Here is a 20,117-nt window from a genome sequence, read left to right as displayed (position 1 = left end):
AATCCGCCCGATTTGACCGTCCCGGCGAAAGGACAAGCAGGCCCGGCGGCCCGCATCCGGCTATGCGAAGCCGATCTTCTGCCATTGATAGTCGCGGAATACACGCTATCATTCGTGACATAGGACGCATTAGATCTTTGAGTTGAATTTTTCGATGAGTGAGTTTGCGATCCAAGAGATTGAAAGGACCAAGAGATATGGCACAGATCAAGCATTTGGACCCGCGCTTACGGCGCATCTGCCGGACCATGTCCATCCCGGCACGCCTAGAGAACGACGTCGTGCGCGGCGTGGTCGCCGGCTCGGTCGACAACCTGCAGCCGGAAGCAACCACCAAATCAGTGTTGGTCACCCTGTCGGCGGACGAACCTCCGCCGTCCTTCGGCGACCATCGCTGGACCAAGATCATCGACCGGATCTACTCCGCAGAGATCCCCCTGCACCGCCTGGAGGAGCTCGCCTCCGAGGAGTCGGTCGAAATGGTGGAGGCGGGCCGCGAGCTCAGCCCCTCTCTCGACACCTCCCTGCCGGAGACGCGTGCCGACCTGGTACGCACCGCCGAGGGGCTCGACGGTGCGGGCGTGGTGGTGGGAATAATCGATTTCGGCCTCGACTATACGCTCGACGACTTCCGCAATCCCGACGGCTCGACGCGTGTCGACTTCCTGTGGGACCAGTTCCTTACACCTCTGGGGGCCGAATCCTCGCCGGCCAACTTCAACACCGGCGTCGAGTATAGAGCGGCCGACATCGACGCCGCGCTGCAGGCCATGGATCAGGGGCAAGATCCCTTCTCGATCGTGCGCCACGATCCGGGCGTCGGCAGCCACGGCACCCACGTCGCCAGCACGGCGGCGGGCAATGGACGGTCGGCGGACGCCGCCTTTCCCCCCGAGCAGTACCGCGGCGCGGCGCCCGGAGCCAGGATCGTCTTCGTCCAACCCAATTCCCAGGACGCGGACACGTCCTTCACGGACTCCGTGCGTGTTGCCGAGGCCGTCGCCTACATCTTCGAGAAGGCCGACGAGCTGGGACTGCCCTGCGTCATCAACATGAGCCTCGGCCAGAACGGCGGGAGCCACGACGGCGAGAGCATCGTCGAACGTGCGATCGACCGCTTTCTCGAGCAACCCGGCCGGAGCTTCGTGGTCGCCGCCGGCAACGAGCATATCTGGCGCGGCCACGCCTCCGGCAACCTGTCTACGGGAGGCTCGAGGGTTCTGCACTGGAAAGTCGGCGGCCGGCTGCCCCTTCCCGGCGGCGGCGTCCTTCGACGTGGCTTCGGCGACTTCACGCCGAACGAGATGGAGATCTGGTACTCCTCGAGAGACCGCTTCAGGGTGCGCGTGCGCGACCCTCAGGGCAATGAGAGCGATTGGGTCGAACAAGGCCAGACCTTGCTGGACCACAGCAGCGGCGATCGTGTCTTTATCGATTCCGAGCGGTTCACGGTGCTCAGCGGTGACGCCCGCATCTATGTCGAGGTCAGCCCGCCTTTCCGGGGGACCACCATCGACACCGGCGTGTGGGAGGTCGAGATCGAGGCGCTGGAGGCGCAGGACGGTCGTTTCGATGCCTGGATCGAGCGCGACGTCCGCCGCAGCATAAACAACTACGCGGATCAATCCTTCTTCCTGGGCACCGACTTCGACCAGATCATGACCCTTGGCACGCCCGCCACCAACCGGCGCGGCGTCTCCGTCGCGAACTACGACCACGCCGTCTTGGCGCCTAACGATTCGAGTGGCCGTGGCCGGACCCGGGACAGCCGCGCGAAGCCCGAGGTCGCCGCGCCGGGAACGAACATTCTCGCCGCGAACTCCATGGGAGGGCGTCCCGACGGCCAAGGCGGCGTCCATCCCATGAGGATCGGGATGAGCGGCACCAGCATGGCTTCGCCCCACGTGGCCGGCATCGTGGCGCTCTTGCTTCAGAAGGACCCGAAGCTAACGGCGGAGCAGATTCGCTCGATCCTGATCGCCTCCGCCAGCCCACCGGTAGGCGTGACACCCTTCGACGTGGCCTGGGGCTTCGGCCGCGTCGATGCGCTTACGGCGGTCAACTTGCTCGACTGATCCGCTCTCGAGCATGGTGTTGCAGAGTCACGGGGTGCGATGGGCCGCCCGCGCGATCCATCGCACCCGGACCTGCTCACGGGGTATAGGTCTGGGCCAGTTCGACGTAGACAACGCCCTGCATTGCAGCGAGATCACGCAGCCTCGCCGCAGGGATCTCGATCGTGATCAATCGGGCATCCGCGCTGTGTGACCGCACCTTGCCGCCGAACTCCACCATCTTGGCTTCGAGCTGCTCGCCCGAGACCTTCGGGGACAGCTCGGCTGCGCAGATCAGGGTCGAGTCCGCGGGTGCGGTCAGGAGCTCGCGCTTGACGCGTGGCCCCAGATTCCGCGGCAGCCGTGTCTTTATCGGTGCCACCATCCGCCTCCCGCTAGTTTTCCAGGTCCGGAGCCCGGCCTCGGAGGTACCGCGTGCTCCCTGCGCATTGGCGTAAAGCTTCCTTGAAAGCTTGTCCAGCCAGTGGAACCGAGAGTTGCGGCCCGGCGCGTCACCGACCGACGGCGTAGCCCTGCATGAAGCGGGGGTTGGCGGCGGCTTTGATCAGGCCGTCGTCGCGCGCCGCGGCGCAGACCCGTCCGATCGACCAGGGCTCGTCGCGCGCGAGCACGTGGCCCCGTTCGGTCAAGGTCCGGAACCAGCCCTGGGAGAAACGCGATTCGGCGGCCACGACCTTGGCCTCGCGGCCGCGCGGGTGGAACGAGGAGATCATGTGGCGGCTGTGGAACTGGGGCGCGTCGATCGCCGCCTGCAGGTCGAGCCCGTGGTGCAGATGGCGCAGGAAGACCGTCAGGCTCCACTGGTCCTGCTGGTCGCCGCCCGGCGTGCCGATCGCAAGCCAGGGCCGGCCGTCGCGCGCGACCATGGTGGGGCTCAAGGTGGTGCGCGGCCGCTTCCCGGGCGCCAGCGACGAGGGCAGCTCCTCGCTCAGCCAGAACATCTGCCCACGCGTGCCGAGCGGAAAGCCGAGGCCCGGGACGACCGGTGCGCTCTGCAGCCAGCCGCCGCTCGGCGTCGCCGAGACCATGTTGCCGTGGCGGTCGATCACGTCGAGATGAACCGTGTCGCCGTCGGCCGGCGCGAAGCCGGCGAGGTCTGCCACGGTCGGCTCGCCGCCGCCCTGCCCCTCCGCCACTTCGCTGCCGGCGAGCTCGAGCAGGCGCGCGACCCGCGCCTTGACGTCCTGGAAATCGCCGGGACGGAGGTCCTCGTCGGCCGCGGTACTAATCTCCTTGCGCCGCGCCTCGTTGTAGCCCTCCGACAGCAGGGTCTCGAGCGGCACCGCCACGAAGTCCGGGTCGCCGTAGTAGACGTCACGGTCGGCGAAGGCGAGCTTGGCGCACTCGATCACCGTATGCGCGAAGTCGGGCCCGAGGGGATCCATGGCCGCCAGGTCGAAGCCCTTGAGCAGCGCGAGCTGCTGCAGGAAGACCGGGCCCTGGCCCCAGGGGCCGGTCTTGTAGACGCGGCAGCCGTGGTAGTCGATGAAGACCGGGCTCTCATAATGCGCCTGCCAGCCGGCCATGTCGCCGCCGGTCAGGAGGCCGCGGTGACGCCGGCCGGAGGAGTCCGAGGCTTCGAAATCCCGATAGAAGCGGTCGATGGCCTCGGCGACGAAGCCACGGTAGAAGGCCTCGCGCGCGGCCTCAATGCGGGCCTCCCGGTCCGCGCCGGGCTTGGCTTCCTCGAGGATCCGCCGGTAGGTCGCGGCGATCGCCGGCGTCGCGAAGCGCGCGCCGGGCCGGGGCGGCCGGCCGTCCGGGAGCCAGACTGCCGCCGAGCTCGGCCATTCCTTCTCGAACAACCCGGCGACCGGCCAGATCGCCTCGACGCCGCGGGCGACCAGGGGGAAGCCCTCCTCGGCATAGCCGATGGCGGGCGCCAGCACCTCTTCCAGCTCGAGCGTGCCGTAGTCTCTCAGGAGCTGCATCCAGGCGTCGAAGGCGCCGGGCACCATGGCCGGCAGCAGGCCGGTCCCGGGCACCAGGCGGAGGCCGAGGTCGCGGAACCGGCCGATCGTGGCGGCTGCCGGCGCCACGCCCTGACCGCAGAGGACCTGAGGTTCGTCCGTGCCAGCCGGCCAGAGCAGGATCGGCACCTCGCCGCCTGGGCCGTTCAGGTGGGGCTCGACGATCTGCAGCACGAAGCCGGCGGCGACGGCGGCGTCGAAGGCGTTGCCGCCGCGTTCCAACATGGCCATGCCGCTGGCCGAGGCGAGCCAGTGGGTCGAGGTGACGGCCCCGAAAGTGCCGAGGATTTCCGGTCGGGTGGTGAAAGCGGCGGTCATGGCGGATCCAATCACGGAGGAGGCGGCTCCCCGATACTACCGCCACAAGGCGGCGGGTTCTAACTTCCCAAGTCTTCTTCCACCAGACTAGGGAGGCCTTTATGTCTGCTCACAACCGTGGATTCTTCAGCCGGCGAGCTTGGTTAGCGTGGAGGAGATGAGAAAACCCGCGACTCCCGTCGTGTGTTCGTCAGCCACACCCACCTCCGCATGGAGACAGTTCAGAGCGACCGCGAACATCAGGCAGACGATTTTTCTGTTTTTCATCACCGGGACCGGAAGCCGATCAGAGACACGAGGATGTCGTGCGTGGCGGGGAGTCCTAGCTCTATTTGATCTAATGCAGGAAAGACTCTGATAGGGGATGGTGCTCTGATGTCCGATCAGCTGACCTGCGGCGAGGCCCTGGTGCGCCTGCTCGAGGCCTACGGCGTCGTGCAGGTCTTCGGCATCCCGGCGACCCACATCATCGAGCTCTACCGCGGCCTGCACGGCCGGCCGGTCCGCCACGTCCTGGCGCGCCACGAGCAGGGCGCGGGCTTCATGGCAGAGGGCTACGCGCGCTTGAGCGGCAAGCCCGGCGTCTGCTTCCTGGCGACCGGGCCGGGCCTCTTGAACGCGGCGACGCCGATCGCCTCGGCGCACAACGACTCCCTGCCCCTCCTGGTCGTGACGTCCAACTTGGCGCTTACCTCGCTCGGCAAGGGCTGGGGCGACGGCCACGAGATGCGCGACCAGCGCGGCCTGACCGAAAGCATCACCGCCTTCAGCGCCACGGCCTACAGCCCGGCCGACCTGCCCGATCTGGTGGCCCGGGCCTTCGCGGTCTTCGCCTCGGGCCGGCCGCGCCCGGTCCATATCGAGATCCCGACCGACGTGCTGGCCGGGAGCGTCGCTGCCGCCGACTTCAAAAGCCAATGGCGGGCGCGCGGCGTGAGCCGCTCCCCGGCGCCGGCGCCCGAGGCCCTCGCCGAGGCGGCCGGGCTGATCGACCGGGCGAAGAAGCGCCTGCTCTACGTCGGCGGCGGCACGGCGCGGTGCGCGAAGGAGATCCGCGCGCTGGCCGAGCACCTGGCGGCACCGGTGATCAACACGGTCGGCGGGATCGGCTGCTTTCCCGGCTCGCATCCGCTCTCCCTCGGCGCGGCCATGAGCTTCGAGGCGGGCCGGAAGGTGGCCGAAAGGGCCGACGTCCTGATCGCCCTGGGCACCGAGATGGGCGTGATCGACCAGTGGTACGCGCCGCTGCAGCCGCCCGAACACCTGATCCGGGTCGATCTCGACCGGGAGAAGCTGGCCGACCACCACAACGCCGCCGTCGCGATTCAGGCCGACGCCGGGCTGACCGCGGCGGCTCTTACCGCGGCGACCCGCGCCGCCCCAGCCGGCGCGCGCAAGGACGCCGAGAGCCGGGTCGCGGCGACCCGCGCGGCCATGACCGAGAGCCTCGACCCCCTGGAGAAACGCCACGCCAAGGTCCTGGCGACGATCCGGGCGGCCCTGCCCGAGGACAGCCTCTTCTTCGGCGACATGACCCAGCTGGCCTATACGGCGGCGCGGATCGGTAGCTTCGACCGGCCCCGCCAGTACAGCCATCCGCTCGGCTTCGGCTGCCTCGGCCACGCCCTGCCCAACGCCCTCGGCGGCAAGCTGGCCGAGCCGGACCGTACGGCCGTGGTCCTGGTCGGCGATTCCGGCCTGCTCTATACGGTGCAGGAGATGGCCACCGCGATCGACGAGGATCTGCCGCTCATCGTCGTGGTCTGGAACAACTTCGCCCTGGGCGAGATCCGCGACGGCTTCCTCCGGCGCGGGATCGAGCCCCTCGCGGTCACTCCGAAGCCGCCGGACCACCTGGCCCTGGCCGAGAGCTTTGGCTGGCGGGCTTTACGGGCGCATAACCATGACGCGCTATCCAAGGGGCTGAAGTCCGCTGCAGATTCGGGCGAGGCGACCCTGATCGAGATCCTCGAGAACGACTTCTAGGCACCGCCGCGCCTGCCGCTTTTCGGGCCTTAAGGGTCGGGTTTCCGTCCGGCGTTTCCGGGGCCGAGGCGGACAATCGAGCGGCCAGTTCGGCCGAGACGAGGAAGGAGCCCGCCCATGGCAATCCAAGCCGCCCCCGCGACCTCGAAGCCCAACCGCGCGCGCCAGCACGGCGCCATGGAGTACTCCGAGCCGCCTGTCGACCTCGACGTCGTCCGGCTCTACCGGCTCAGCCGGCTGCGCGAGGAGCTCAAGGCCCGGGACTGCGCCGGCCTGCTGCTGTTCGACCAGATCAACACGCGCTACGCGACCGACGCCACCAACATGCAGATCTGGTGCTCCCACTACGAGACCCGCTGCGTCTTCGTCGCGACCGAGGGGCCCGTCGTTCTCTTCGACTACGCCAACCACCCGCACCTGGCCGAAGACCTGCCGACGGTCGACGAGTACCGTACCATGTCGAGCTTCTACTACTTCGCGGCGGCGGACCGGGGCGAGGAGAAGGCGCGGATCTTCGCCGACCAGATCGTCGACCTCCTGGCCAGGCACGGCGGCGGCAACAAGCGTCTCGCGGTCGACCGCCTTTCCCACATGGGCTGCGACGCGCTGCGCGCCCAGGGCATCGAGCTCTGCCACGGCGAGGAGGTGGCGGAACAGGCCCGTGCCATCAAGTCGGCCGAGGAGCTGGCCCTGATGCGGGCCGCGGTAGCGGTCTGCGAGGAAGGCATGAGGGCCATGCGCGAGTGCCTGGTACCGGGCATCACCGAGAACGCGCTCTGGGCCAAGCTGCACGAGACCAACATCCGCCTCGGCGGCGAGTGGATCGAGACCCGCCTGCTCTCCTCCGGCCCGCGCACCAACCCCTGGTTCCGCGAGTGCTCCATGCGGCCGATCGAGAAGGGCGACCTCGTCAGCTTCGACACCGACCTGATCGGGCCCTACGGCTACTGCGCCGACATCTCCCGGGCCTGGGTCTGCGGCGACAGACCGACCGACGAGCAGCGCCGGCTCTATGCCGCCAGCTACGAGCAGATCCAGCACAACAAGGCGCTGCTCAAGCCGGGCAAGAGCTTCCGCGAGGTCTCGGAGACAGCCTGGCCGATCCCCGAGGAGTTCCTCTCGAACCGCTACGGCAGCCTGATCCACGGCGTCGGCCTGGCCGACGAGTACCCCTCCATGAAGCACTGGCCCGACTTCGAAGCGCGCGGCTACGAGGGGATCATCGAGGAAGGCATGACGCTCTGCGTCGAGTCCTTCATCGGCGTCGAGGGCGGCAAGGAAGGCGTCAAGCTGGAGGAGCAGGTCCTGGTCACCGCCGACGGAATCGAGAGCCTCTCGACCTATCCCATGGAGGAGGACTGGCTTTAGGTAGCGGGAACGAGGTGGCGGCGTGGGTCTACATTTTGCGCTGCTCGGACCGGAGCTACTACGTCGGCTCGACCCGAAAAGCGCTGGAACAGCGCGTGGGCGAGCATCAGACCGGTATCGTCAAGGGCTATACACGGCGGCGAAGGCCGTTGCGCCTGGTCTACGCCCAGGAGTTCGACCGCATTACCGATGCCATTGCCGCCGAGCGGCAGCTGAAGGGATGGAGCCGGGCAAAGAAGGAAGCCCTGATCAAGGGCGACATGGCGTTGCTGAGAGAGCTGTCACGGGGCCGCAACCATCACCCTTCGACAAGCTCAGGGTGAGGGGGAAATTGGGCTCAGGGTGAGAGTTGGTTTTCTTTAACCTAGGAGTAAGCGGTACTTGAGGACGCCAACCTCTGAAAACCTGACCCTCATCCTGAGCCTGTCGAAGGATGAAGTCGATCAAGGGCGCCAAAACCCGGCCGCAGATCATGCTGTCGAGCGCCGGTCGCGCAGCGGCATCCACCGCAATGCCGCCGAACTTCGGGCGCACCTGCGGGCGCGATCCCGGTAAGGTCCGAGCCATCGCCACCGAACGCCCGGGGGACGCGCCATGAAACTCACCGACTTCAAGGTTCTCACCTTCGACTGCTACGGCACGCTGATCGACTGGGAGCGGGGCATCGCCGACGCGCTCCAGCCGCTGGTCGCCCTCGGCGGCCTCAAGATGCCCGAGAACGAGCTGCTCCAGGTCTACGCCAGCCACGAGTCGGCCCAGCAGAGGGCGACGCCGGGCCTGCGCTATCCCGAGCTCCTGACCCAGGTCCACGAGCAGCTCGCCGCGCGTTTCGAGATCGACGCCCCGGCCGAGATGCACCGGACCTTCGGCGACTCGGTGAAGCACTGGCCGGCCTTCGCGGACTCCGCCGCCGCGCTGCAGTATCTCCAGAAGTTCTACAAGCTGGTGATCCTGTCCAACGTCGACCGGACCTCCTTCGCCGCCAGCAACGAGAAGCTGGGCGTCACCTTCGACGCGATCTACACGGCCGAGGACGTCGGCTCCTACAAGCCGGACCCGCGAAACTTCAAGTACATGCTGGAGCACCTGAAGTCCGACCTGGGCCTGGAGAAGGCCGATATCCTGCACACGGCCCAGAGCCTGTTCCACGACCACGAGCAGGCCCGCGCCTTCGGCCTGGCCACGGCCTGGATCGACCGGCGCCACGACCAGGGCGGCTGGGGCGCCACCATGCCGCCGGGCGAGAAGCCGGCCGTGGACTTCCACTTCACCTCCATGGCCGCCCTCGCCAAGGCGCACCAGGAAGCCCTGCGCGAGGGCTAGACGCAACGAAGCATGGGTGCCTAGCCGGCACCATCACCCTTCGACAAGCTCAGGGTGAGGGGTGTATTTGTTGGCCGGCGGAAGATGGATACGTCCTCTTCTGCAAACTAGACCCTCATCCTGAGCCTGTCGAAGGATGACGTCGATCAAGGCCTCGGTAGGGCTGCAGCCACTGAGCAATTCATGACCGGCGATGTGAAGCTCGACCGTATCGACCTCAAGATCCTGGCCGCGCTGCAGGCCGAGGGGCGTCTGTCCAACGTCGACCTGGCCGGGCGGGTCGGCCTCTCGCCAAGCCCCTGCCTGCAGCGGGTGAAACGCCTGGAGGCCGCCGGTTTTATCACCGGCTACGAGGCCGTGCTCGACCTCGCCAAGCTGGGCGAGACCGTCACCGTCTTCACCGAGATCACCCTGACGAGCCACGCCCGGGCCGATTTCCTGCGCTTCGAGGCGGTGATCGCCGAGGAGCCCAGCGTCGTCGAGTGCCACCTGATCAGCGGCGGCTACGACTACCTGGTCAAGTTCCTGACCCGCGGCATCGCCGACTACCAGGCAATCGTCGAACGCCTGCTCGCCGCCGACGTCGGCATCGCCAAGTACTTCAGCTACATCGTGATCAAGTCGCCGATCGAGGGGCGACGACCGAACCTAACGACGCTGTTGAGCGAAGACTAGCGCCGCCTTCACGTCCCCTCCATCGCCCCCGCGACCCCGCCGCTCTCGGCGATCCAGCCGAAGAGGTGGTTCTCGCTCTGGATGATCTGCAGGGTGGCGGCCTGGTCGGCGGGGTCGAAGGCGGCGCAGCAGTCCTCTAGCAGGAGGCACCAGAAGCCCCGGTCGACCGCCTCGCGCAGGGTCGAGAAGACGCAGCACTGGGTGGTCACGCCGGTCAGGATCAGGTGGGTGATCCCCTGCCCTCTCAGTCGTGCCTCCAGGTCGGTGCGGTAGAAGGCGCCGAAGCCGGGCTTGTCGATCACCGCTTCGCCTGGCGCGGGGCGCAGCTCTTCGATGAAGTCGTGGCCCGCCTCGCCGCGGATCAGGAAGCGGCCGAGCGGGCCCGGCGTCCCGGGGCCGTCGCGCTCGCGCTTCAGGGGATGGACGTCGGAAAGGTCGGGCGCGTAGCCCTCGCGTGTGTGGATCACCGTCAGCCCCGCAGCGCGCGCCGCGTCGAGCAGCCGGGAAATGCGCGGCACGATGGCGGTCAGCGCGCTCAGGTCCTCGCCGAGCTGGCCGCACATGCCCTCGGGCGCGAGGAAGTCCTTCTGCATGTCGATCACCAGGAGGGCGGTCGAGTTCGGGTCGAAATCGTAGGTCCGCCCGGCCCGGCAGGCGACGCTGAAACCTTTCTCGATCATGGCTCTTCCTGCCCCTTGGTTATGCCTTCGCGAGGCTAGCACGGTCGCAATATCGCGGACATGACCGTCCCGGCGGCGCCTGCTAAGGTCGGCCCATGTGCGGCCGCTACTCCATCACCACGCCGAGCGAGGCCCTGCGCCGGATCTTCGGCTTCGTCGAGCAGCCGAACCTGCAGGCCCGCTACAACGTGGCGCCGACGCAGCAGGTGCCGGCGGTCCGGCTCGGCGAGGACGGCGAGCGGCATTTCTCCCTGCTGCGCTGGGGCCTGGTGCCCTTCTGGGCCAAGGACCTCGCGATCGGCAGCCGCATGATCAACGCCCGGGCCGAGACCCTGGCCGAGAAACCCGCCTTCCGGAAGGCCTTCGCCAAGCGCCGCTGCCTGATCCTGGCCGACGGCTTCTATGAGTGGCGCAAGCTTGAGGGCGGCGGCAAGCAGCCCTACCGCATCACCCTGCCCGACGGCGCGCCCTTCGCCTTCGCAGGCCTGTGGGAGAGCTGGCGCAACCCCGCCGACGGCGAGACGGTGGAGACCTGCACCATCGCCACGACGGACGCGCGCGGTCCCATCGCCGAGATCCACCACCGCATGCCGGTCATCCTGGCGCCCGAAAGCTACGACACCTGGCTGACCGTCGCGGAGGATACCGAGGCGGCCGCAAAGGCCATGGCCGGCGGCCCCGGCGCCGAGCTGGTGGCCCACCCGATCTCGACCCGGGTCAACAAGGTGACCAACGACGACCCCGGCATCATCGAGCCGGTCGAGGAACCGGTGGGCGACGCCCCGCCTGATAACAAGAAGGGCGAGAAGAAGCCGGCCTCCCTGCCGCTGTTCGAGTGATCACGCCCAGAGCGGATCGCGTTTTGATCGGGATCAAGCAAGGATGCCGATTAAGGCGCGTGAATCCGCTCTACATCGGAAGTTTAGAGCAGATTCACGCGATTAACGGATCGCCTCAGGCGAATCCGATTAATCGCGATCTGCTCTAGCCGGCCAGAGCCGCGCGATAAGGAAAAGCAGCGCGGATGCGAGCGGCACCGCCCCCTGGGCCGTCCCCATGGTCAGGAGGGTCGCGGCGCTCGCCAGGCACCAGAGCAGCGGGAGCGCGGCGAGCAGCCAGGTGACCGCGCGGCGCCGCAGCAGCAGGAGAAACCCGAGCGTCGCAATGGCGCCGGGATCGGGCGCCAGGCCGACGAGCTCGGCGGCCGCGAGCGGCCGTCCCGCGACAGGCGCGGCCAGGGGATGCAGAAGCAGGGCGTAGACCAGGAGCACGGGCCCGGCGAGATCGAGGGCGCTGTGGCCGGCCGGCTGCCGTCCCAGCGGAGGGAGGGCGCAGAGCCCGGCGAGCAGCGCGCCCTGAACCAGAAAGAGCGGCATCGCGTCGGCGGCGAGCCAGTTGATCTCGCCGTAGTAGTGGCCCACGAAGCGGAGACCGGTCCAGATCCAGGCCAGCGCCAGCAGCCCGGCCACGACGCGGTCCGACCAGGGCCGCGGCCGCAGCGCGAACAACAGCGCCGCCGCGCCGAGCAGCAGAATCGCGATCTGCCAAGGCCAGGCTTCCGCGTTGACCTGCTCGAACAGCCGCCAGTAGGCGCGCGGCGAGAACAGCAGGAAGTCCGCCGGGCTGTAGCTCTCCCAGGCCGCCATCAGGGATGGCCGGGTTTACAGCTCCCGGACATAGGCCGCCATGCGCCGGCGCATGGCCGCGTCGGGTTTAAGGCCCTCGGCCGCCTGCTTGTTCTCCAGGACGTGGTCGACCCGGGTCGTCGCCGGAATCGCCGTGGTGACCGCCGGGTGGGAGATGATGAACCTCAGCAGGAACTGGGCCCAGGAACGCGCGCCGGTCTCGGCCGACCAGGGCGGTAGCGGCTTGCCCTCGAGGCGGCTGATCAGCGCGCCCCGCTGGTAGGGCCGATTGACGATGACCGCGATGCCCCGGTCGCGCGCCAGCGGCAGGAGCCGGTCCTCGGCCTCGCGGTCCACGATGTTGTAGGTCAGCTGGACGAAGTCCAGCGGCTGGCTGTGCATGACCTCCTCGAAGAGGTCGTGGCGCCGGCCGTGGGAGGTCGTGATCCCGACGTAGCGGAGCGCGCCCGTCGCCTTCATCTCGAATAGCGTCTCCAGGTGCGGCTTCCAGGCGCGCAGGTTGTGGACCTGGAGCAGGTCGAACTTCGGCACGCCCCAATAGCGCCGCGTCTGCTCGATCTGGGCCGGCCCCTCGTTCCCGGAGGAGGTCCAAACCTTGTCCGCCGAGAAGAGCGAGGCCGGGTGGCCGAGCTTCTCCAGGCCGTAGCCGATGACGGGCTGCGCCGAGCCGTACATGGGCGAGGAGTCGATCATGCCGCCGCCGGCGTTGAAGAAGGCCTCCATGACCGCTGCGCACTCGTCCTTGAGCACGGGGTCGTTGCCCACGTTGAAGGTGATCCACGAGCCCAGGCCGACCGAAGGGATCGCCTCGCCGGACGAGGGGATCACATGCATGGTGCCGTCGCCCGCCAGGGCCCGCGCCGGCCCCAGCGCCGCGCCCGCGCCCGCCGCGGCACCCAGGGCGGCCTGGACGAATCTCCGTCTCGTCAGTTCCGGTTTCACGATCCTGCCCTTCCCTCCGAGTTTCGGCTCGCCGAACACCGCACCGGCGGACGCCGGCAGCCTAATAGACATGGACCGGACAGCGGCAATTGCTAGACGAGGGGCGGGATCTCGACCTCGGAACCGCCACGCGCCAACCGTCGTCACGCGGCAAACAACCGGCTCTACTCCCGGACGATCCGGCCCGCTTCGACGAACATCGTCGTCACTTTCGGATAGGCGCCGTCGGCGATCGACTGGGCCGCGGGCTCGAAGACCAGGGGTCCGGTGAACCAGTCCGCGGCGACCTCGTCCCGGTCGCCGAAGAAGTCCGACAGCCTCGTGTCCTTCCCGTTGCGCCAAGCATAGAGACCGGTCAGCCAGAGGGTCTCGTTCTCGATCTTCCAACGGCCGATGTAGCCGCGCTCGCATTGAGGCGTCCGCCGGTCGAAGACGGACGGCGGATCCTGCCTGCGCAGCCACGGCAAGAGGGGCGTCGTGTAGAGCGTGTGAAGGACGCCGTCGACATAGATGATCTCGGGAAGCTGCTTCATGGCGGGCGTCATGACGTCCTCCACCAGACGTGAAGCGTCAGACTATCAGCCGGCATCCGAGCGATCCAGGCGGGGCAATTGCGGCACTTCGCCCTGTCCGGCCGCTCCCACTTGGCCCGATCGGACATGGAGAATCACAAGCGTTAGAGCCTTACGCGGCTTCTCAATTTCTGATAGCATCAGGCTTTGACTTTGATTGAAACGCCGACCTCGGGCTCTCATTTCGGTCTGCGGTTTCAAGTTTGGTACGCGCAGCGGAGCGTTGTTATGAACCCGATTTTCGAGAGTTGGAAACCCAAGCCATGACAAAGATTTCTCGCGAAGAGATAAACAAACTAATCTTCGACTTGGACGTCGACGACGAGGCGATTGCCGAGTACCTCAAGATCGACACCGAGACGAGCAGCCCCTTGAACCCCCAGTTCGTGCTGAATCCGGACCTGGTCGAGATCAGTCCGGAGGAACTCGAACTGGAGAGCGCCATGAACTTCGGCAACGCGCTCTGCCGGTGGCGGCGACAGAGCCGTTTCCTTCGCGCGATCAACGGGGGCGACCAACGCCCCGTTCTCGTCTCGGAGGGCGATTCCTGGTTCCAGTTTCCTTTCCTGATCAGGGAGACAATCGATCACCTCGACGATGACTACCTGATATGGAGCCTCGGGGCGGCCGGCGACACCGCATCCAATATGACCGGCAGCAATCGCGAGTACCTGCGCGGCCTAAACCGTTGGCACGACCGCGTAAAGGGCTTTCTCTTCTCCGCCGCCGGCAACGACGTGATCGGCGAGGATGCGTCCGGCAACCCGGTGCTCAAAAATCTGTTGAAGGAGTACCACCCGGGTCAGAGCGCGGCCTGGCATATCGACCGCGGCGCCTTCAATCCCACCCTGCAAAAGCTGAAAGACGCCTATCTCTCCGTGGTCGGATCGATTCGCCAGAATCAGCGATTTACTGATTTGCCGATCTTCATACACGGCTACGACTACGTCTTCCCCTACCCGCATGGGCAGAAGGACCCGCGATCCCCGATTTGGGCGGCGAAGGACGAATGGCTGGGCGGCCCCTTCAAGGACCGCGGCTTCCCCGAGGACGGAATCCGCCGCGACGTGATCAAGATCATGATCGACGCGCTCTACGACATGATGCACGACGTGGCCGCAGCAGATCCATCCGGCCGGGTCTTCGTGGTCGATGCCAGGGGCAGCATGCCGAAGCTCGAGGACTGGGCCGACGAGATCCACGGCACCAAGCGCGGCTTCAGGGAAGTCGCCGATCGTTTTCGAGTCGCCCTCCAGCAGCACATAGTCTGAGGGCCGCCTTAACTCCGCGAGCTAGGGGCGAGAGACCGGCGCGCCACGGCCGGCGCGCCACGAAACGAGGACAGGGGCATGACCGACAACAAGGACGAGGGCGAGACCCTCCCGAAGATCCTGTGCGAACCGAGCGAGTTTGCGCTACCGACAGCCGATTTCAAGCAGCGCTTCGACAGGCTGTCCCGCCGGGCCGGCATCGCCGACCGGCAGCACTTCGCGTCGGGTTGGGCGCAGCGCAAGCAGAGCCTCTATGACAGACGCTTCGAGGCGCGGATCGGGACGGACAACTTCTTGCCCTTCGGCGTGCTGCGGCAGGCCTCCACCCTCGGCCGCGCGGTCTGCAAGATCGAGGCGGAAGGGGTAAGCTACAACGGGTTCCCCGGGGCGTGGAACGGCACCGGTTTTCTGGTCGCACCCGGCCTCCTGCTGACCAACCACCATGTGCTGAACAGCAAAGAGGTCGCGCAGAGCGCCAGTGCGATCTTCGACTACCACGCCGACGGGGAGAACGCCGGGCAAACGACCACCGTGGCGCTCGACCCGAAGTCTCTCTTCATCACCAGCCAGGCATCGGGCGGCCTGGACTATACCTTTGTCGCGCTCAAGGAGCCGGCCGACGGCTTCGGCGCGATCCAGATGTACCGCGGCGCCTTCGCGACCGATTTCATGAAACGGGCCAACATCATTCAGCATCCCGATGGGCGCCCGAAGGAGGTCGTGCTGCAGGACAACCAGGTCCTGCCCGATGATCACCCCCTGTTTCTTCACTACGTGACCGACACGGAGGGAGGCAGTTCCGGCTCGCCCGTCTTCGACAACAACTGGCAACTGAAAGCCCTGCATCACGCCAGCCGCAGGAACCTGGAGCAAGAACTCCCGGTCGGCAGCGAGGGCACGCCGCCCAAGCGTCTCAACGAGGGCGTCAAGATCTCCGCCATCGCGGCCGATCTGGAGTTGCGGCTGGACAGCGAGGACGAGCGCGACGCGGCCTCGAAGGTGCTCGCCGAAATCAAGGGCGAGGACAGCTTCACCGGCTTCTTCGGGGTGCGCGGCCGCGGCGGCGGCGCGCAGGAGGAGAACCTCGAAGCGGTGATCGAGACCTACTACGGCAAGGAACGGGACATCGACATCGCCTTCTGGAACATCGAGTGGTTCAATCGGCACTATCGGAAGAAGCTCGGCAAGGTCGCGGGCATCGTCGCCGACCTGAAGCTGGATATCTGGGCCTTCTCGGAGTCCTCGCCCCAGGCGACCCGGGCCTTGGCGGCGCGCATGCGCCAGGAATTCGGCCAGCGCTATGAGTGCTTGGCCTCGGAGCCGGAAGCCTCCGAGCACCGGCAGACCACGACCGTCATGTGGAACAGCGAGACCGTCTCCTGCGTGCGGGTGCCCTGGCCGGACAAGATCGCGGAGGCCTTGAGGGCCCACAGCGAGGAGTTCGACGAGATCGAGATGGAAGCCGTCGAAGGCAAGATCTTCAACCGCTTTCCCGGGCTCTTCCACTTTACCGCGCTATCCAGCACGCCCGGCACGCAACGCCCCTTCGACTTCTTCCTCGTCCCCCTGCACCTCAAGGCCAAGGCGGAGGGCAAGAAGCGCCGGCGCATGGCGAGCTCGCTGCTGGCCGAGGCGATCGACATTATGCAGAAGCAGGGCCACGACCAGGACTGGGTGCTCGGCGGCGACTTCAATGCCGAACTGAAGTCCGGCGACTTCGACCCTCTGAGTGTCGAGGGTTTTCAAGCCTTGAGCGCGGCCGACGAGGAGAGCGGCGCGCTGACCTACCTCAGCCCGCGCTTCGGTTCGCTGATCGACCACATCTTTCTCTCCCCCAACATGGCCGCGAAGCAAGACAGCGACTTCTTCATCCTCGCGGCCGACAAGCGGATTCCGGAGTTCGACAAGGAGATCTCGGATCATCGGCCGGTCATTGCGCGCCTCAGCCTGACCGGCGAAGCGCCCGCCGAAGCGGACGAACGCGTCGAGGCCCTGCTGCGGGCCTACCAGAACCAGCCCGCCGCGCTCTTGCGGGCCCTTGCGGCGGCAATAGAACGGCAAGCCGGCTCCGGCGACTGACCGCGGGTCTCGTCCCCGACCCGTTGAGCACGTCGGGACACCCGACTATGCTCCGGCGGCATGGGGCTCGAGAAGACACCGGCGACAGATGACTATTGGGCCGGGTTCGTTGCGGCGAAGGGCACAGTCGAGCGCGACTATACGGTTGCGGTTTTCGGCGATGGAAGCGAACCCTGGGACGAGCTCGTCGAACTGGTCCTGTGCGGCACCAAGCGAGCAACGGCGTCGCTCTTGAGAGACTACGCGCCAGGCGGCGAAGTGATGCCGCAGGTCGCCGACTTCGTCATGGTCGTCGACAGCAAGGGGGCCCCGAGGTGTATCTGGCGCACGACGGAGATCGTCGTGAAGCCGCTCATCGAGGTCGACGACGCTTTCGCCTGGGACGAAGGCGAAGGCGACCGGACGCGGGACTGCTGGCTTTCCGGCCACCGAGACTATTTTGCCGACCAGGCCGCTCGGGAAGGCTTCGAGATGTCGGACCAGATCCAAACCGTGTTCGAGAGGTTCGAGATTGTCTGGCCACCGGACGTGGCCGACGTGTCCGTTTGACTGATGCGTGGGCGCAGGCGGGACAGGAGGCCATGATGGCTGACACATCGAAATCGACGACCGGCGGATGCATGTGCGGGGCCGTACGATACCAGGCAGTCGGCGAGCCGATCGCGGTCGGGCACTGTCATTGCCATAGCTGTCGTCGGCACACCGGCGCACCGGTCGTTACCTTCGTGGCGTTTGCGCCGGAGCAGGTGGCGTTCACGAAGGGAGACCGCAAGATCTACAACTCCTCGCCGGGTGCGCGACGCGGCTTCTGCGATCGCTGCGGAACCCCGCTGACCTGGGAGGGCGAAGCCTTTCACCGCTCCATCATCGAGTTCCACATCAGTACGACCGACGAGCCCGATGCGCATGTCCCCGACAGGCACTGGTTTCATGAAGAGCGGATTTCCTGGTTCGACGTCGCGGACAACCTGCCGCGCTATCGACAAACCAGCACCGGCCAGGAGCCGTACCGTCACGGTCCGGTGAGCGACCGGCCTTCCGAATAGCCGCCCAGCGCCGACGGTTTCGGGACCTCGCCCTTCGCGGTCGCCGGGTCCCTCACCTGGGCCCGGAATCTCGCGCTGGTGAGGCGCCGCCTAGAGCAGATCCGGGTTTGACTGAATCACCCGAGGCGATCCATCAAACCCGTTGAATCTACTCTAGGCGCTCAGCTTTTCGTCCACACCCAGGAAGCCGCCGGACTGGCGGGCCCAGAGGCGGGCGTAGAGGCCGTCGCGGCGCAGCAGCGACGCGTGGTCCCCTTCTTCGACGATGCGGCCGCGGTCGAGCACGATCAGCCGGTCGAGCGCCGCGATGGTCGAGAGGCGGTGGGCGATGGCGATCACCGTCTTGCCTTCCATCAGGCTACCGAGCTGGCTCTGGATCGCCGCCTCGACCTCGGAGTCGAGCGCCGAGGTCGCCTCGTCGAGCACCAGGATCGGCGCGTCCTTGAGGATCACCCGGGCGATCGCGACGCGCTGGCGCTGGCCGCCCGAGAGCTTGACCCCGCGCTCGCCGACCGTGGCGTCGTAGCCGCGGCGGCCCTGGGGATCGGTCAGCTCGGGGATGAAGCGGTCGGCCTCGGCCAGGGCGGCGGCGCGCCGGATCTCGTCGTCGCTCGCATCCGGGCGGCCGTAGCGGATGTTCTCGCGTATCGTCCGGTGCAGCAGCGAGGTGTCCTGGGTCACCATGCCGATCGCCGCGCGCAGGCTCTCCTGGGTGACCTCGGCGATGTCCTGCCCGTCGATCAGGATCCGCCCGGCCTCGAGGTCGTGGAAGCGCAGCAGCAGATTGACCAGCGTGGTCTTGCCGGCGCCCGAGGGCCCGACGAAGCCGACCTTCTCGCCCGGCTGGATGCTGAGGCTGAGGTCCTCGATCACCTGGCGCTCCTCCGCGCCGTAGCGGAAGCGGACCCGCTCGAAGGCGACCGCGCCGGCGCCCACCGCGAGCGGCTGCGCCTGGGCGCGGTCGACCACGCTGTAGGGCTGGGCGATGGTCTCGACGCCGTTCTGCACCGTGCCGACCTGCTCGAAGAGGCTGGCGATCATGCGCAAGATCCAGCCCGACATCTGGTTGATGCGCAGCGCCAGGCCCATGGCCACCGCCGCAGAGCCGGGCGAGGCCAGGCCGTCCAGCCAGAGCATCACCGACAGCCCGCCGACCGCCAGGATCATCGCCGTGTTGAGCGCGGTCAGGGTCCAGGTCAGGGTGAAGACCGTGCGCATCAGGTCGTGGAACGAGCGGGTGTGGCGCGCCACGCCCTCGCTGGCGAAGCCGTCCTCCCGCGCCGCGTGGGCGAAGAGCTTGACCGACTGGATGTTGGTGTAGCTGTCGACGATCCGCCCGGTCAGCACCGACTGCGCCTCGGACAGCGCGGCCGAACGGGTCTTGACCGGCGGCACGAGGAACAGGATCACCGCCCCGTAGCCGAGCGTCCAGGCGGCGATCACCGCGAAGAGCCGCCAGTCGACGCCGCCGAACAGCACGGCCGTGCCGGCCACCAGGACCACGAGGTACCAGACCGAGTCGATCACGCCCAGGGTCGCGTCGCGCACCGCCGGGCCGGTCTGCATGACCTTCTGGGCGACCCGGCCGGCGAAGTCGTTCTGGAAGAAGGTGAAGCTCTGGCGCAGGACGTAGCGGTGGCTGCGCCAGCGCACCCGGTTGCCCAGGCTGGGTGTGAGCGTGAAGGTGACCAGCGCGCGGGTCAGCAGCAGCGTCGCCGGCCGGACCACGCCGATCACCGCCGCCATGGCGAGCAGCGCCAGGCCGTGCTCCTCCAGGAAGCGCTCGGGTCCGGTCGCCTGCATCCAGTCGATGACCAGGCCGACGAACCAGAAGAGCGCCAGCTCGCAGAGCGAATAGACCGCCGAGACCAGCAGGGTCGCGGCCAGCAGCCCCTTGATCGGCGACAGGAAGTAGCCGAAGAAGGCCGCCGTGCCCCGGGGCGGCGCCTCGACCGGCGCCGGCGCCAGGGGGTCCAGAAGGTCTTCGAAGAACCGGTACATCGATTGCTGGCCGCTCCGACGGCGGCGAAGGCCGCCCGCCGTTTCCAATGTCACCCACTTGCTACGCTGGCGCGCCCGCCCTGGACGACAGGGGGCCGAGCCTGGACCGAGCGGCCCGCGCGCGCCGACCGCTCCTTATAGACCAGCTGCCGGCCTTTGTGGCCG

Annotated in this window: 19 protein-coding genes; 12 read left to right on the top strand and 7 right to left on the bottom strand. The window is 67.4% G+C overall.

What is annotated here, in order from left to right; all coding sequences use genetic code 11:
• Positions 1–197 precede the first annotated feature (197 nt).
• The gene (locus tag QNJ67_07695; GenBank protein ID MDJ0608846.1) at positions 198–2,075 is read left to right on the top strand and encodes a S8 family peptidase; all 1,878 of its coding nucleotides are present in this window, start codon (positions 198–200) and stop codon (positions 2,073–2,075) included.
• 76 nt (positions 2,076–2,151) lie between these two features.
• Here the strand turns inward: QNJ67_07695 and QNJ67_07690 are convergent, their stop codons facing one another.
• A complete protein-coding gene (locus QNJ67_07690) occupies positions 2,152–2,436 on the bottom strand; it encodes a hypothetical protein (protein MDJ0608845.1) in 285 nt (94 codons plus the stop codon).
• Between the two features lie 130 nt (positions 2,437–2,566).
• Positions 2,567–4,363, bottom strand: coding sequence for a gamma-glutamyltransferase family protein (locus QNJ67_07685; GenBank protein ID MDJ0608844.1), 1,797 nt, complete (start codon positions 4,361–4,363; stop codon positions 2,567–2,569).
• A gap of 375 nt (positions 4,364–4,738) precedes the next feature.
• Here QNJ67_07685 and QNJ67_07680 point away from each other — a divergent pair, with 375 nt between their 5' ends.
• The 6 genes from QNJ67_07680 (at position 4,739) to QNJ67_07655 (ending at position 9,715) form a co-directional block, all read left to right on the top strand.
• On the top strand, positions 4,739–6,349 hold the full coding sequence (locus QNJ67_07680) for a 5-guanidino-2-oxopentanoate decarboxylase (protein ID MDJ0608843.1): 1,611 nt from the start codon (positions 4,739–4,741) through the stop codon (positions 6,347–6,349).
• A gap of 117 nt (positions 6,350–6,466) precedes the next feature.
• Positions 6,467–7,717 carry a Xaa-Pro peptidase family protein gene (locus QNJ67_07675; GenBank protein MDJ0608842.1) on the top strand — a complete coding sequence of 417 codons (1,251 nt, stop codon included), beginning with the start codon at positions 6,467–6,469 and terminating at the stop codon, positions 7,715–7,717.
• A 14-nt stretch (positions 7,718–7,731) separates the two neighbouring features.
• Positions 7,732–8,040 carry a GIY-YIG nuclease family protein gene (locus QNJ67_07670; protein ID MDJ0608841.1) on the top strand — a complete coding sequence of 103 codons (309 nt, stop codon included), beginning with the start codon at positions 7,732–7,734 and terminating at the stop codon, positions 8,038–8,040.
• Between the two features lie 110 nt (positions 8,041–8,150).
• A complete protein-coding gene (locus tag QNJ67_07665) occupies positions 8,151–8,315 on the top strand; it encodes a hypothetical protein (GenBank protein ID MDJ0608840.1) in 165 nt (54 codons plus the stop codon).
• Positions 8,312–9,040, top strand: a complete 729-nt coding sequence (locus tag QNJ67_07660; GenBank protein MDJ0608839.1) for a haloacid dehalogenase type II — start codon at positions 8,312–8,314, stop codon at positions 9,038–9,040. The genes QNJ67_07665 and QNJ67_07660 overlap by 4 nt, the downstream gene beginning before the upstream one ends.
• 183 nt (positions 9,041–9,223) lie before the next feature.
• Positions 9,224–9,715 carry an Lrp/AsnC family transcriptional regulator gene (locus tag QNJ67_07655; GenBank protein MDJ0608838.1) on the top strand — a complete coding sequence of 164 codons (492 nt, stop codon included), beginning with the start codon at positions 9,224–9,226 and terminating at the stop codon, positions 9,713–9,715.
• A gap of 8 nt (positions 9,716–9,723) precedes the next feature.
• On the opposite strand, the gene QNJ67_07650 is transcribed toward QNJ67_07655, so the two are convergent.
• Positions 9,724–10,395 (bottom strand): isochorismatase family cysteine hydrolase, encoded by a 672-nt coding sequence (locus QNJ67_07650; protein MDJ0608837.1) that lies wholly within the window; start codon positions 10,393–10,395, stop codon positions 9,724–9,726.
• A gap of 95 nt (positions 10,396–10,490) precedes the next feature.
• Between QNJ67_07650 and QNJ67_07645 the strand changes: the two genes are divergently transcribed.
• A complete protein-coding gene (locus tag QNJ67_07645) occupies positions 10,491–11,234 on the top strand; it encodes an SOS response-associated peptidase (protein ID MDJ0608836.1) in 744 nt (247 codons plus the stop codon).
• Between the two features lie 129 nt (positions 11,235–11,363).
• Here the strand turns inward: QNJ67_07645 and QNJ67_07640 are convergent, their stop codons facing one another.
• From QNJ67_07640 to QNJ67_07630, 3 genes are all read right to left on the bottom strand, one after another.
• A complete protein-coding gene (locus tag QNJ67_07640) occupies positions 11,364–12,041 on the bottom strand; it encodes a DUF6064 family protein (protein MDJ0608835.1) in 678 nt (225 codons plus the stop codon).
• A 15-nt stretch (positions 12,042–12,056) separates the two neighbouring features.
• On the bottom strand, positions 12,057–12,983 hold the full coding sequence (locus QNJ67_07635; GenBank protein ID MDJ0608834.1) for an aldo/keto reductase: 927 nt from the start codon (positions 12,981–12,983) through the stop codon (positions 12,057–12,059).
• Positions 12,984–13,147: 164 nt separating this feature from the next.
• The gene (locus tag QNJ67_07630; protein ID MDJ0608833.1) at positions 13,148–13,528 is read right to left on the bottom strand and encodes a hypothetical protein; all 381 of its coding nucleotides are present in this window, start codon (positions 13,526–13,528) and stop codon (positions 13,148–13,150) included.
• Between the two features lie 290 nt (positions 13,529–13,818).
• Here QNJ67_07630 and QNJ67_07625 point away from each other — a divergent pair, with 290 nt between their 5' ends.
• The 4 genes from QNJ67_07625 (at position 13,819) to QNJ67_07610 (ending at position 17,951) form a co-directional block, all read left to right on the top strand.
• On the top strand, positions 13,819–14,826 hold the full coding sequence (locus tag QNJ67_07625) for a hypothetical protein (protein ID MDJ0608832.1): 1,008 nt from the start codon (positions 13,819–13,821) through the stop codon (positions 14,824–14,826).
• Between the two features lie 78 nt (positions 14,827–14,904).
• The gene (locus QNJ67_07620) at positions 14,905–16,905 is read left to right on the top strand and encodes a trypsin-like peptidase domain-containing protein (protein ID MDJ0608831.1); all 2,001 of its coding nucleotides are present in this window, start codon (positions 14,905–14,907) and stop codon (positions 16,903–16,905) included.
• A gap of 60 nt (positions 16,906–16,965) precedes the next feature.
• Positions 16,966–17,454, top strand: coding sequence for an ASCH domain-containing protein (locus QNJ67_07615; protein MDJ0608830.1), 489 nt, complete (start codon positions 16,966–16,968; stop codon positions 17,452–17,454).
• 35 nt (positions 17,455–17,489) lie between these two features.
• Positions 17,490–17,951 carry a GFA family protein gene (locus tag QNJ67_07610; GenBank protein MDJ0608829.1) on the top strand — a complete coding sequence of 154 codons (462 nt, stop codon included), beginning with the start codon at positions 17,490–17,492 and terminating at the stop codon, positions 17,949–17,951.
• A gap of 153 nt (positions 17,952–18,104) precedes the next feature.
• On the opposite strand, the gene QNJ67_07605 is transcribed toward QNJ67_07610, so the two are convergent.
• Positions 18,105–19,952: an ABC transporter ATP-binding protein gene (locus QNJ67_07605; GenBank protein MDJ0608828.1), complete on the bottom strand. Its 1,848-nt coding sequence runs from the start codon at positions 19,950–19,952 to the stop codon at positions 18,105–18,107.
• Positions 19,953–20,117: the final 165 nt, after the last annotated feature.

The organism is Kiloniellales bacterium (genome assembly GCA_030064845.1).
Classification (GTDB): Bacteria; Pseudomonadota; Alphaproteobacteria; order Kiloniellales; family JAKSDN01; genus JASJEC01.
The sequence above is the reverse complement of the archived record's forward strand: the minus strand, read 5'-3'. Positions and strand labels throughout refer to the sequence as shown.

Excerpts from the sequence above, each read along its gene's own strand:
- QNJ67_07610 (MDJ0608829.1), top strand. The coding sequence starts at position 17,490 with ATGGCTGACACATCGAAATCGACGACCGGCGGATGCATGTGCGGGGCC.
- QNJ67_07640 (MDJ0608835.1), bottom strand. The coding sequence starts at position 12,041 with ATGGCGGCCTGGGAGAGCTACAGCCCGGCGGACTTCCTGCTGTTCTCG.
- QNJ67_07655 (MDJ0608838.1), top strand. The coding sequence starts at position 9,224 with ATGACCGGCGATGTGAAGCTCGACCGTATCGACCTCAAGATCCTGGCC.
- QNJ67_07685 (MDJ0608844.1), bottom strand. The coding sequence starts at position 4,363 with ATGACCGCCGCTTTCACCACCCGACCGGAAATCCTCGGCACTTTCGGG.
- QNJ67_07620 (MDJ0608831.1), top strand. The coding sequence starts at position 14,905 with ATGACCGACAACAAGGACGAGGGCGAGACCCTCCCGAAGATCCTGTGC.
- QNJ67_07695 (MDJ0608846.1), top strand. The coding sequence starts at position 198 with ATGGCACAGATCAAGCATTTGGACCCGCGCTTACGGCGCATCTGCCGG.
- QNJ67_07675 (MDJ0608842.1), top strand. The coding sequence starts at position 6,467 with ATGGCAATCCAAGCCGCCCCCGCGACCTCGAAGCCCAACCGCGCGCGC.
- QNJ67_07605 (MDJ0608828.1), bottom strand. The coding sequence starts at position 19,952 with ATGTACCGGTTCTTCGAAGACCTTCTGGACCCCCTGGCGCCGGCGCCG.
- QNJ67_07625 (MDJ0608832.1), top strand. The coding sequence starts at position 13,819 with ATGACAAAGATTTCTCGCGAAGAGATAAACAAACTAATCTTCGACTTG.
- QNJ67_07645 (MDJ0608836.1), top strand. The coding sequence starts at position 10,491 with ATGTGCGGCCGCTACTCCATCACCACGCCGAGCGAGGCCCTGCGCCGG.
- QNJ67_07660 (MDJ0608839.1), top strand. The coding sequence starts at position 8,312 with ATGAAACTCACCGACTTCAAGGTTCTCACCTTCGACTGCTACGGCACG.
- QNJ67_07665 (MDJ0608840.1), top strand. The coding sequence starts at position 8,151 with ATGAAGTCGATCAAGGGCGCCAAAACCCGGCCGCAGATCATGCTGTCG.
- QNJ67_07615 (MDJ0608830.1), top strand. The coding sequence starts at position 16,966 with ATGGGGCTCGAGAAGACACCGGCGACAGATGACTATTGGGCCGGGTTC.
- QNJ67_07680 (MDJ0608843.1), top strand. The coding sequence starts at position 4,739 with ATGTCCGATCAGCTGACCTGCGGCGAGGCCCTGGTGCGCCTGCTCGAG.
- QNJ67_07630 (MDJ0608833.1), bottom strand. The coding sequence starts at position 13,528 with ATGACGCCCGCCATGAAGCAGCTTCCCGAGATCATCTATGTCGACGGC.
- QNJ67_07650 (MDJ0608837.1), bottom strand. The coding sequence starts at position 10,395 with ATGATCGAGAAAGGTTTCAGCGTCGCCTGCCGGGCCGGGCGGACCTAC.